An 11,168-nucleotide genomic window follows, 5' to 3' on the forward strand; every position below is an offset into this window, starting at 1 on the left:
GCCAGCGGAGGGCTGCGGCGATGGCCATCGAACCCCGAAAACCACCGTCGCAGTTGCTCCCAAAACTGCAGAGGGCGCTTGGTGGCAGCGCGGGCTGGAGCGGTTTTGTCATCCAGCTCGTGTTCGTCGCCGCCCTGGCCTGGATCGCCTACGAGATCGTCGCCAATGCCCGCGCCAATCTGCAGGCGCAGCGGATCACCGCGGGCTTCGGCTTCATGGTCAACACGGCGGGTTTCGACGTCAGCCAGAACCTGATTGCGTATTCGGGGTCCGACAATTACATCCGCGTCTTCCTGGTCGGCCTGCTCAATACGCTGCTGGTCTCGGTGATCGGAATCTTCTTCGCCACCGTGATTGGTTTCCTGGTGGCGCTCGGCCGCCTGTCGCCGAACTGGTTGCTGTCGCGCATCGCCGGCGGCTATGTCGAGCTGATCCGCAACCTGCCGCTGCTGTTCCAGATCCTGTTCTGGTATCTGGCGGTGCTCGCTGCGCTGCCCAATCCCAGGCAGAGCATCTCGGTGCTCGACACTTTCTTTCTCAGCAATCGCGGCTTGGTCATCCCCAAGCCGATCGGCGAGCCGGGTTTTGAACCGTTCGTCATCGCGTTACTGATCGCGATCGTCGCTGCGATCGCGTTGTGGCGCTATTCCCGACGTCTGCTGTTCGAGAGCGGCAAGGTGATCAAGGTCTGGCCCTATGCGCTGGGCCTGGTGATCGTTCTTCCGCTACTCGCGACGCAAATCTTCGGCGCGCCCGTAAAGTTTGAAATACCGGCCCTGAAGGGGTTCAACTTCGCCGGCGGCTCACGGGTCATTCCGGAATTCGTCGCGCTGACATTGGCGCTGTCGACCTACACCGCCGCCTTCATCGCCGAAATCGTGCGCGCCGGTATCTTGTCCGTTCACAAGGGACAGATGGAAGCCGGCTCCTCGCTTGGGCTGCAGCGCGGCTCGGTGCTGCGGCTGATCGTGATCCCGCAGGCCTTGCGCGTGATCCTGCCGCCGCTGACCAACCAGTATTTGAACTTGACCAAGAACTCCACGCTGGCGGTGGCGATCGGCTATCCGGACCTGGTCTCGGTGTTTGCCGGGACCACGCTGAGCCAGACCGGGCAGGCGATCGAAATCATCGGCATCACCATGGGCGTCTATCTCGTGATCTCGCTGGTCACGAGCGCGATCATGAGTTTCTACGGATGGCGTATCGGCCGGAGTATGGGGTGATGAGCGAGACCACACCATCCGTTTTCGTGCGCGGCGAACTCGTCGGCGAGCGTCCGGCACCGATCAAGACCACCGGCTTTATCGGCTTCCTGCGCACGCGGCTGTTCAATTCGCCGACCAACATCCTGATCACCATCGTGAGCGCGCTGCTGCTCTGGTTCATCGCCGTGCCCGCGCTGAGATTCGTGCTGATCGATGCGGTCTGGACCGGCAACGACCGCACCGCGTGTCTCGCCAAGAACGCCGGAGATGTGGTTGGCGCCTGCTGGCCGTTCATTCAGGCGAAAATCGGTCAGTTCATCTACGGCTTCTATCCGGAGCCGGAGCGCTGGCGGGTGAATCTGGTCTTCCTCATGGCCGCGATCCTGCTGTTGCCGCTGCTGATTCCCAAGGCGCCGGCCAAGGGCCTCAACGCCGGACTGTTCTTCATCGCATTGCCCGTCATCGCGTTCTTCCTGCTGCATGGCGGCGGATTGCGCGGCCTCGGTGTCAGCTGGACCGCCGGACTTTTGTCGGGGTTCAACGACAGCATCGGCGACAGCGGGCGCAAGCTGGCGGCTGCGGGTGGGGCGACGGCGGTGATCGGACCGCTGCTTTGGCTGCTCGGTCAACTGATCGTGCTGCTCTCGACGATGGTTTCCTGGCTGCTGTTGCCGCTGACCTGGCTGCGCGACCAGGTTCAGGCTTTCGGCAGTCCGCTGTGGGCCGATTTTGCTTTGACCACCATCATCGTCTGCGCCCTGGTGTTCTGGTTCACTGGCGGCTTGCGCGCGGGCTCCCGTCCGCTGATCACCTGCCTTGCGACCTTCGCCGGCATTGGCATCGTCATCGCGGTCATGGGACTGGACCGTGGCGGCTTGCCCGTGGTCGATACGCGGCTATGGGGCGGATTGCTGGTCACACTGGTGGTGGCGGTCACCGGCATCGTCGCATCGATGCCGATCGGCGTTGCGCTCGCGCTCGGCCGGCGTTCGTCGATACCGCTGATCCGGATTTTCTCGATCGCCTTCATCGAGTTCTGGCGCGGCGTTCCGCTGATCACGGTGCTGTTCTTCGCAACCTATATGTTGCCGCTGTTCGTTCCGACCGGGTTCACCATCGACGGATTGGTGCGCGCCCTGATCGGGATCGCGCTGTTCACCGGCGCCTACCAGGCGGAAAACATCCGCGGCGGCCTGGCGGCGATCCCGCGCGGGCAGGGCGAGGCGGCGAGCGCGCTCGGCCTGTCCTGGGCCAAGACCACCGGGCTCATCGTGATGCCGCAGGCGTTGCGCCACGTCATCCCAAGCCTCGTCAACAGTTTCATCGGCCTGTTCAAGGACACCTCGCTGGTTTCGATTGTCGCACTGTTCGATCTCCTGGGATCGTTGCGCGCGTCGTTTTCCGATCCAAACTGGGCGACGCCGACGACACTATTCACCGGCTTTGCGTTCACCGGGATCATCTACTTCATCTTCTGCTTTGGCATGTCGCGCTATTCGCTGTTCGTCGAGAACAGGCTGAACGCGCATCGCCGCAATTGAGTGAACGGGCATGAGCACAGATCAGATCGTCGGCATCAAGGCGCTGAACAAATGGTACGGGGACTTTCACGTCCTGCGTGACATCAACCTCGGTGTCGCCAAGGGCGAGCGTATCGTCATTTGCGGTCCCTCGGGTTCGGGCAAGTCGACGCTGATCCGCTGCATCAATGCGTTGGAGGAATTCCAGGAAGGCGAGATCGTCGTCGAGGGCATCGAGCTCGGCCCCAATTTGCGGCGTGTCGACGAAGTCCGGCGCGAAGTCGGCATGGTGTTCCAGAGCTTCAACCTGTTTCCCCATTTGACCGTGCTGGAGAACTGCACGCTGGCGCCGATCTGGGTGCGCAATATCCCAAAGAAGGACGCCGAGGCGACCGCGATGAAATATCTGGAGCGGGTCAAGATCCCGCACCAGGCCAACAAATATCCGGGGCAGATGTCAGGCGGTCAGCAGCAGCGCGTGGCGATCGCCCGCGCGCTGACCATGAACCCCAAGGTCATGCTGTTCGACGAGCCGACCTCGGCGCTCGATCCGGAAATGGTCAAGGAAGTGCTCGACACCATGGTCGACCTCGCCAATGAAGGCATGACCATGCTGGTCGTCACGCACGAAATGGGATTTGCGCGCGAAGTCGCCAATCGCGTCGTGTTCATGGACGCCGGCCAGGTGATCGAGTCCAACACGCCCCAGGAATTCTTCGCCAACCCGCAGCACGCGCGGACCAAGCTGTTCCTCAGCCAGATCTTGCGGCATTAGCCAAGCCCACCGACCTCATCCCCGCCCAATGGCTTCGCCGTTGTCGCTGGAGGAGCCGCGCAGCGGCGTCTCGAAGGATGGGCCGCGGGCCTCATGGTTCGAGACGCGCGAAGACGGGCTCCTCACCATGAGGGGTGGCTGCTGCGCCCCGTCTCACACCTTCTCGAACGGCAGATCGACCTTCGGGCGCCTCTCCAGCCATTCCGGTACCGGCAAATTCTTGGCTCGCATGAAAGCCGGATTGAACAGCTTTGACTGATAGCGGCCGCCGGTATCGGCAAGGATGGTCACGATGGTCTTGCCGGGCCCGAGCTGCTTGGCGAGCCGGATCGCGCCGGCGATGTTGATGCCGGTCGAGCCGCCGAGACAGAGGCCCTCGTGCTCGGTCAGGTCGTAAATCACCTTTACGGCTTCCTCGTCCGAGATCAGGAAGGCGTCGTCGACCTTCGCGGTCTCAATGACCGGCGTGACGCGCCCGAGCCCGATGCCTTCGGTGATCGAGTCTCCCGGTGTCGATTTGGCCGTGCCGTTCTTGAACAGCTCGTACATCGCAAAGCCATACGGATCGGCGCAGGCGTTGACGATGCCCGGGTGCTTTTCCTTCAGATAACGGCTGGTGCCGGCCAGCGTGCCGCCGGTGCCAACCGAGCAGATGAAGCCGTCGATCTTGCCGCCGGTCTGCTGCCAGATCTCGGGGCCGGTCGATTCGTAGTGCGCCTTGGCGTTATCGAGGTTGTTCCACTGGTCGGCGAACAGCACGCCGTTCGGCTCGCTCTTGCGCAGCTGCGCGGCGAGCCGCCGTCCGAGATGCTGGTAGTTGTTCGGGTTGGCGTAGGGCAGCGCCGGCACTTCGATCAATTCCGCGCCGCAGAGCCGCAGCATGTCCTTCTTTTCCTGGCTCTGGGTCTCCGGGATGAGGATCATTGTCCGGTAGCCACGCGCGCTCGCCACGACGGCAAGACCGATACCGGTATTGCCGGCGGTCGCTTCCAGCACCAGGCCGCCGGGCTTGAGGTCGCCGCGCTTCTCGGCTTCCAGGATCATCCATTTGCCGGCGCGGTCCTTCACCGACTGGCCGGGATTCATGAATTCGGCCTTGCCGAGAATGGTGCAGCCGGTCGCTTCGGAAGCGTGCTTGAGCTTGATGAGCGGCGTGTTGCCGATGGCTTCGATGACGTCTTTGTTGAAGGTCATTTGGAGTTGCCGGTTTGCTTTGCCTGTTCGTTGAGCGAACCCTAAAGGACCGCTGCGAGGGGCACAAGCGTGCGGCCGGGATGGTATCGCTGCAAGGCACGCGGTTCGCAAATTGTTCCACTGGCCGGCTGCAGCGTAGGATAAACTTGCCGGGATACGCGTGGCTGCGTGCGAGACCATCGCACCGCAAAAATCGCGGCGATTGGCGTTGGCAAGTTCAACGGGTCAGGACTGCGGCTCGATCCTGTAGAGCCCGACGTTCAGAACGCCGATTTCAAAGCCCAGACGGCAGTAGGCCAAATAATACTCCCACATGCGCCTGAAGCGATCGTCGAACCCGAACGCTCTGATCGACGGCCAGGCTTCCAGAAAGCGGCGATGCCATTCGGCGAGCGTTTGGGCGTAGCTGTCGCCAAAGAATTCCGAAGACGCCAGCCGCAATCCGGATTTGGCGACCAGTTGTTCGAGGATTTCCGTGGTCGGCAACATGCCTCCCGGAAAAATGTAGCGTTGAATGAATTCCGGTCGGCGGCGGTAGTTCGCGAAGCGGCTCTGATCGATCGTGATCACCTGTAGCACCGCGGCGCCCTGCGGATTGAGCCGTTCCCGCAGATTTGCGAAGAACGTGGGCCAATAGGCCTCACCGACCGCTTCCAGCATCTCGATCGATACGACGCGATCGTAGGTTCTGCTTTCGTCGCGATAATCCTGCAGCCTGAAGTCGGATTTGTCTGCGTAACCTCGCTCGGCCAGCTGCCGCCGCGCATAGGAAAGCTGCTCGGTCGATAGCGTCAATCCCGTCACGTGGCAGTCGGCATGCTGGATCATATGAGCGGCCAGCCCGCCCCAGCCGCAGCCGATCTCGAGCACCTGCTCGCCACCTTTGAGTGCAAGCAATTCGGTCACGCGATCGAGCTTGTTGCGCTGGGCCTGATCGAGGGTTTCGCCAGGCGACGAGTAGATCGCAGACGAGTACGTCATGCTGGGATCAAGCCACGACCGGTAAAAATCGTTGCCCAGATCGTAGTGAGCCGCAATGTTGCGCCGGCTGCCGCGTCTGGTGTTGCGGTTCAGCGCATGACGAAACCTGGTCATGGGTTGAGGTGGCCTCAACCCCTCGAATGACGCCTCATCGGTCGAACGACGCGCCGCCGCGCTCAGGAATGAATGCAGGTTCGGCGTCGACCATTCGCCCGCAAGATATCCCTCGGCGAATCCGAGATCGCCGCCGGTTAGCAGACGGAGCATGCATTTCCATCGATGGATTGTAACATGGGTCTGTTCGCCCGCCCGCTTGCCGCCGATCAGGACACGCCGGCCGCCGGGCGTTTGCACCAAAATCTCACCGCAGTCGATCTTGCGGAGCATGCGCTGCATGAACGAATTCAGCGACACGCGGGGTGCTGGCGTACTTGCCGAGGCAGGCGCGGCGTGTTGGCTTTCAAGCGACATGGGACTTCCGGCGTTGTGATAGGCTATCCGTAACCGTGATGCTTCGTGCCGGGGGAGAGGGCCGGCTGCGCAATCGCACCCCCTTCAGCCACAGGCGCAACGCCTCCCAGTGAATTGCCAGTGTGACCTTGGCGGTGATCAGCGGGATCGCAAGGAAGAGTCTGAGCAGCGCGCCGTCGGTCACATCCCGGCGTGCGCCGGCAAGACAGGCGTTGAGTATGCGCTGACCGCCTTCGCTGGCGTTGATCCCGATTGCGATGCGCTCCGCAGGCGCGGACAGCCGGAAATCGTAGACCAGGTCCAAATCCATAAACGGAGATACATGGAACGCCTTGCGGCAGTTGTGCCGGATTGAGCCGGTCGTTGCCTCAGCTGTACCTACGTAGGAATGGCGCTCGCCGAACGTGTTGTGAACTTCGTAGATGATCGCGGCGAGATTTCCGGCGGGTTGATGGCAGAAATAGATGCTGATCGGGTTGAAACTATAACCGAGCGTGCGCGGCATGCAGAACAGGCTGATGGGGCCGCCTGCGATGTCGATTCCGGCCTGCTCGAGCAACTTCTCGGCCTGGACGCGCAGCGGCGTCGCGCCGCCGTCACCATGGTCTGCATCATGCAGGGCGAAAAGGTTGAACCGGTTGCACGAGAACAGTCGATGCCGCGCCGCCAATCGCGGCAGTTCATCGAGGTCGATCAGAAGCCAGAACGCACGGTAACGAAACTGGTGCACTACCGGCCGCAGTCGCCGATGCATCACCGCACCGACATAGAGCGCGGATCGAAAGGTCACGGCTGCAACTCCGGCACGGTCGCGCGGGCGGCCCCGGTGGCCAGCGTAATCCGGCCGGATTCGTTGGGCACGCTCCAGGGGCGGCGGAGTCCACCGAGCTGTTCGGCGACGGCAAGGCCGGCCTGCAATCCGTCCTCGTGAAAGCCGGCGCCGAAATGAGCGCCACAGAACCACAGGTTTCCAATCCCTTGCAGCGACCAAAGCCGTCGCTGCGCCGCGATCGCGGCCGCGTCAAAAATCGGATGCTCGTAGACCTCGCTGTGATGTAGTGTCCCGGCGCGGGGCGGGCGCGCCGGGTTGAGCGTGACGAAGAGCTGAGTACTTTCCGGAATGTGTTGCAGCCGGTTCATCCAATAGGTCACGCCGACACCGCTATCGTCGGCCAAACGCTCGCCGGTATAGTTCCAGCTGGACCACGCCGCTCGGCGTCTCGGCATGAACCCCGGATCCGAATGAAGGACGGTGAGGTTCCGGCTGTAGCGAAAGGCGCCCAGCAGCTTGACCTCGTCGGCAGTCGGATCGGCGATGGTCGAGAGCGCCTGGTCGGCGTGCGTCGCCATGACGACGTGGTCGTACCGTTCTGTTTCGCCACGGCAGTCCGCCACTTCCACGCCATCGCTCTTACGCCGCACGGCAACGACACCGGTATCGAGCCTGATACCTTCCGCAAACGACCGGGTGAGGCGCTCCACATAAACCCTGCTGCCACCATCCACAGTTTCCCATTGCGGCCGCCGCGTCAGTTGTAGCAAGCCGTGATTGCGATGAAAGCGGATGAATGTTGCGACAGGAAAGGCCAGGATTTCGTCTGGCGTTGCCGACCAGATCGCACTCGCCATTGGTAACAAATGGTCGTTCCGGAACGCTTCGCTATATCCGTTCGCTGCGAGGTATTCGCCGAGGCTGATTGATTCGTCCGTCAGGAGATCCGCATCGCGTGTCGCCTGGTGGTAGAATCTCACGAGGTCGCGCAACATCGACCAGAAGCGGGGTCGGAAAAAGTTGCTCCGCTGTGCAAACAGGCCGCCAATCCCGTCGCCGGAATATTCCAGCTCGCCGTCTCCAAGCGACACGGCAAGCGACATCTCGGAAGGTTTGGTCGGAACCGAAAGATGGTCAAAGAGGGCGACAAGGTTCGGGTAGGTGGCGCGGTTGAACACGATAAAGCCGGTATCGACGGGGACTTGCCTCCCGTCGATTGAGGCGATCACCGTGTTTGAATGCCCACCAATCCGGTCGGACTGCTCATACACGGTTACGTCATGTCTTTGGCTGAGCAGCCATGCAGCCGCCAGGCCGGAAATTCCGGTTCCGACCACGGCCACTCTCAAACGGACATCCTGCACCGTTACACTCCGCAAACAGCTATTCAACGGACCGCATAGCTAGCCCCTGTAAGCAAAACGAACCGAGGACGAGTTTGGATCACCGGTGATCCAAACCCGCCGCCGGTCCGTTTCGACACTATGTCTGCTGCCGCACTATTTCCTCGGCGGAAGAGCGCTCTGGCCAGCGCGCCCGCGATCCGGTACTCACCCCGCAGACCTGTCTGCGAATGGGAGCGTTCGCGCTGCATGCTGAATGACAAACCGGACGACGCGATGTCGGACGCAGCTGGATGGGCTGCCCTGATCGCAGCTGTCGCCAGGGAAAAGGATCGCGAAGCCTTCGCGCGCCTGTTCACGCATTTTGCGCCGCGGATAAAGACCTTCATGCGCCGTTCCGGTGCCAGCGAGCAAAGTGCCGACGAACTCGCGCAGGATGCTCTGCTGGCGGTTTGGACAAAGGCCAATCTTTTCGATCCCAACAGCGTTGGTGCCTCCGCATGGATATTCACCATCGCGCGCAATCTGCGCATCGACGCGCTACGCCGCGAAAAGCGCACACGAACTACAGGTACGGACGACATCGATCTTGAGTTTCAGGTCGACGATGGCCCATCGCCGGATGCCGGACTGGCTGCGGCACAAACGGAATCGCGGGTCCGCAACGCCTTGGCCACGCTGCCGGACGATCAGCTGCGGGTGATCGAATTATCCTTCTTCGACGAGAAGGCGCATGCGGAAATCGCCCAGTCACTCCAGATTCCGCTTGGGACGGTCAAATCGAGGTTGCGGCTGGCGATGAACCGGTTGCGCGGCCTGTTGGGTGATTTGTTATGACGATTGCTCACCATCCTTCGGATGAACTGTTGACGGCGTTTGCGGCCGGTACGCTCGACCTTGGACAGCATGTCGCCGTTGCAACCCATCTGACCGGTTGTCCGCATTGCCGCCGCGTCGTGCATGCGATGGAACACGTGGGGGGGACGGTACTATCCGACCTGCCGGCGACCCCTATGTCGCCAGGTGCCTTCGCCGCCATTGAGGCACAGCTGGACGGGCTCGCTTCTGCGGTCGCGACCGGGGCGAGGAAAGTGGTCGCGGGATTCGATGACGTGCCCGGGCTCCCTCCGTTCGTGCGCGACTACCCTTCAAGTTCGTGGCAGTGGATAGCACCCAAGGTGCATCTGCGTCCTGTCCGGTTGCCGGACGCGAGCGCGACCAGGGTTTTTCTTTTGAAGTCGCAGCCGGGTACCAGGATGATCGAGCACACCCATAGTGGCTTTGAGATGACGTGCGTGTTGTCAGGGAGCTTCGTTCACGCCGGCGGACGTTTTGGGCCCGGCGATTTTGATTTTGGTGACGGTTCGACCGACCACGAGGTGATGATCGACTCCGCGGAGGCCTGCATCTGTCTGGTCGCGATGCAGGGTAAACTGAAACTGAACGGCATCCTCGGCCGTCTGCTTCAGCCGCTTATCAGGATGTAATCGCGTCCGTCCTTGGGAAAGCCGTGCGATGAGTTTGCTCCAGCTGGTCTTCCTTGCTGCCGCGATGGGCCTCGCGTTATCGGCGATTATGTCGGCAGCCTGGCAAGTGCAGCGGACAACGGGCCATACCGGCTGGATCGACGTATTCTGGACGTTCGGCGTCGGGGGCACGGCGGTCGTCGCATGCCTGATCCCGCTGTCGGGAACTCACGCGCCAAGCGCGCGGCAAATCGTGGTCGCGGTCCTGATCGCATTTTGGTCACTGCGTCTGGGCGGCCATATTCTGGCGCGCACCCGGAAAGCCGGGGACGACCCGCGCTATCGCGAATTGATCAGGCAATGGGGGACCACCGCAGATCTGCGGATGTTCTTGCAACTGCAGTCACAGGCGGCGGTTGGCCTGATCCTGACGTTGTCGGTTGCACTTGCGGCACATAATCCCCGGCCGGGTCTCGGTACGGTGGATTTGCTGGGCATTGCGCTTCTTGTCGGCGCTCTCGCCGGCGAGGCCGTGTCAGACTGGCAATTGCGGCGCTTCAAATCTGATCCGGGCAATCGCGGGCAGATATGTGAGGAAGGACTTTGGAGCCTGTCGCGCCATCCGAACTACTTCTTCGAATGGCTCTGCTGGCTCGCTTATCCCCTGATCGCGATCGACCTGTCGGGCGCGAACCCCTTTGGTTGGATTGCGCTGCTGGCGCCCGCTTGCATGTATTGGGTGCTGGTTTATGTCTCGGGCATTCCGCCGCTGGAACAACACATGTTGCGCTCGCGTGGCGAGCAATTTCGAGCGCTTCAGGCGCGCACGCGACCGTTCTTTCCGTTTCCCAAGGGGTAATCCCGGATCAGACGGCGAATTTCATTGTCACCCAGAAACCTGCCGCTGCGGCAATCGCCCCAAGCAAGGTCCCCCAACCCGCGTCAATCAAGGTGAGCTGGGTGGTCCAGTTCCGCAGCGTCGCCTGATTGGTCAGGTCGTAGGTCGCGTAGGTGAAGAAGCCGAACAGCGCGCCGTACAGCATCGCCTGCGCAACGCCTCCCGACTTCAGCGCCGGAAGGACGGCGAAGATGACGAGCCCGATCGGGTAGATCAGATAGAAGGCGATCGCGGCAGGCAGGTTCACATCCGCGAGCATGATATCGCCGAGCGTCGGGCGGTAGAGGCGGCTGGCCATCGTTCCAAGCCACGCCATGTCGCAAAGCATGAAGATGGCCAATGTCGTAAAGTAGGCTGTGAAGTATATCATCATCGAGCACTCATGCAGAAATCGACGGAGCGGCGCCGGCGGATGCCGCCTAGTTTAACGACTCAAAACCTGCCTTGGATCATCGACCGACTTAGGACCCGGCGCTGGCGCGCTCGCGCGCGACGGTATTGGAACTATTAGACCGGGAAATCCCCATGAAATCTTCGTAAGAT

11 protein-coding genes are annotated in these 11,168 nt (G+C 61.7%); 6 read left to right on the plus strand and 5 right to left on the minus strand.

Features of this window, described 5'->3' with window-relative positions:
• Nucleotides 1-20: 20 nt before the first annotated feature.
• From ABIE49_RS39750 to ABIE49_RS39760, 3 genes are read left to right on the plus strand one after another with little or no spacing between them, the layout of a single operon-like run.
• Nucleotides 21-1,223: an amino acid ABC transporter permease gene (locus ABIE49_RS39750; RefSeq protein ID WP_192735831.1), complete on the plus strand. Its 1,203-nt coding sequence runs from the start codon at nucleotides 21-23 to the stop codon at nucleotides 1,221-1,223.
• Complete coding sequence (locus ABIE49_RS39755) at nucleotides 1,223-2,746, plus strand: amino acid ABC transporter permease (protein WP_192735832.1); 1,524 nt, start codon at nucleotides 1,223-1,225, stop codon at nucleotides 2,744-2,746. The genes ABIE49_RS39750 and ABIE49_RS39755 overlap by 1 nt, the downstream gene beginning before the upstream one ends.
• A gap of 10 nt (nucleotides 2,747-2,756) precedes the next feature.
• Nucleotides 2,757-3,500 carry an amino acid ABC transporter ATP-binding protein gene (locus tag ABIE49_RS39760; RefSeq protein WP_192735833.1) on the plus strand — a complete coding sequence of 248 codons (744 nt, stop codon included), beginning with the start codon at nucleotides 2,757-2,759 and terminating at the stop codon, nucleotides 3,498-3,500.
• Nucleotides 3,501-3,653: 153 nt separating this feature from the next.
• On the opposite strand, the gene ABIE49_RS39765 is transcribed toward ABIE49_RS39760, so the two are convergent.
• The 4 genes from ABIE49_RS39765 to ABIE49_RS39780 form a co-directional block, all read right to left on the minus strand.
• Entirely contained in the window at nucleotides 3,654-4,694 is a 1,041-nt protein-coding gene (locus ABIE49_RS39765; RefSeq protein WP_192735834.1) for a cysteine synthase A, read from the minus strand.
• A gap of 225 nt (nucleotides 4,695-4,919) precedes the next feature.
• Nucleotides 4,920-6,071, minus strand: coding sequence for a class I SAM-dependent methyltransferase (locus tag ABIE49_RS39770; protein WP_354067349.1), 1,152 nt, complete (start codon nucleotides 6,069-6,071; stop codon nucleotides 4,920-4,922).
• A 64-nt stretch (nucleotides 6,072-6,135) separates the two neighbouring features.
• The gene (locus ABIE49_RS39775) at nucleotides 6,136-6,936 is read right to left on the minus strand and encodes a DUF1365 domain-containing protein (protein ID WP_192735836.1); all 801 of its coding nucleotides are present in this window, start codon (nucleotides 6,934-6,936) and stop codon (nucleotides 6,136-6,138) included.
• A complete protein-coding gene (locus ABIE49_RS39780; RefSeq protein ID WP_192735837.1) occupies nucleotides 6,933-8,282 on the minus strand; it encodes an NAD(P)/FAD-dependent oxidoreductase in 1,350 nt (449 codons plus the stop codon). The genes ABIE49_RS39775 and ABIE49_RS39780 overlap by 4 nt, the downstream gene beginning before the upstream one ends.
• Before the next feature lie 228 nt (nucleotides 8,283-8,510).
• Between ABIE49_RS39780 and ABIE49_RS39785 the strand changes: the two genes are divergently transcribed.
• From ABIE49_RS39785 to ABIE49_RS39795, 3 genes are read left to right on the plus strand one after another with little or no spacing between them, the layout of a single operon-like run.
• Nucleotides 8,511-9,098 carry a sigma-70 family RNA polymerase sigma factor gene (locus ABIE49_RS39785; protein WP_192735838.1) on the plus strand — a complete coding sequence of 196 codons (588 nt, stop codon included), beginning with the start codon at nucleotides 8,511-8,513 and terminating at the stop codon, nucleotides 9,096-9,098.
• Complete coding sequence (locus ABIE49_RS39790; RefSeq protein WP_192735839.1) at nucleotides 9,095-9,748, plus strand: ChrR family anti-sigma-E factor; 654 nt, start codon at nucleotides 9,095-9,097, stop codon at nucleotides 9,746-9,748. Before ABIE49_RS39785 ends, ABIE49_RS39790 begins: the two co-directional genes overlap by 4 nt.
• Before the next feature lie 28 nt (nucleotides 9,749-9,776).
• Nucleotides 9,777-10,586, plus strand: coding sequence for a DUF1295 domain-containing protein (locus ABIE49_RS39795; protein WP_192735840.1), 810 nt, complete (start codon nucleotides 9,777-9,779; stop codon nucleotides 10,584-10,586).
• Nucleotides 10,587-10,593: 7 nt separating this feature from the next.
• On the opposite strand, the gene ABIE49_RS39800 is transcribed toward ABIE49_RS39795, so the two are convergent.
• The gene (locus tag ABIE49_RS39800) at nucleotides 10,594-10,998 is read right to left on the minus strand and encodes a DUF2177 family protein (RefSeq protein ID WP_192735841.1); all 405 of its coding nucleotides are present in this window, start codon (nucleotides 10,996-10,998) and stop codon (nucleotides 10,594-10,596) included.
• Nucleotides 10,999-11,168 lie beyond the last annotated feature (170 nt).

Origin of the sequence: Bradyrhizobium sp. OAE829 (assembly GCF_040546575.1) — a bacterium.
Lineage (GTDB): Bacteria > Pseudomonadota > Alphaproteobacteria > Rhizobiales > Xanthobacteraceae > Bradyrhizobium.

What these genes read in the sequence shown, in the direction of transcription:
- ABIE49_RS39750 (WP_192735831.1), top strand. Translation starts at nt 21, where the DNA reads ATGGCCATCGAACCCCGAAAACCACCGTCGCAGTTGCTCCCAAAACTG.
- ABIE49_RS39755 (WP_192735832.1), top strand. Translation starts at nt 1,223, where the DNA reads ATGAGCGAGACCACACCATCCGTTTTCGTGCGCGGCGAACTCGTCGGC.
- ABIE49_RS39760 (WP_192735833.1), top strand. Translation starts at nt 2,757, where the DNA reads ATGAGCACAGATCAGATCGTCGGCATCAAGGCGCTGAACAAATGGTAC.
- ABIE49_RS39765 (WP_192735834.1), bottom strand. Translation starts at nt 4,694, where the DNA reads ATGACCTTCAACAAAGACGTCATCGAAGCCATCGGCAACACGCCGCTC.
- ABIE49_RS39770 (WP_354067349.1), bottom strand. Translation starts at nt 6,071, where the DNA reads ATGCAGCGCATGCTCCGCAAGATCGACTGCGGTGAGATTTTGGTGCAA.
- ABIE49_RS39785 (WP_192735838.1), top strand. Translation starts at nt 8,511, where the DNA reads ATGCTGAATGACAAACCGGACGACGCGATGTCGGACGCAGCTGGATGG.
- ABIE49_RS39790 (WP_192735839.1), top strand. Translation starts at nt 9,095, where the DNA reads ATGACGATTGCTCACCATCCTTCGGATGAACTGTTGACGGCGTTTGCG.
- ABIE49_RS39795 (WP_192735840.1), top strand. Translation starts at nt 9,777, where the DNA reads ATGAGTTTGCTCCAGCTGGTCTTCCTTGCTGCCGCGATGGGCCTCGCG.
- ABIE49_RS39800 (WP_192735841.1), bottom strand. Translation starts at nt 10,998, where the DNA reads ATGATGATATACTTCACAGCCTACTTTACGACATTGGCCATCTTCATG.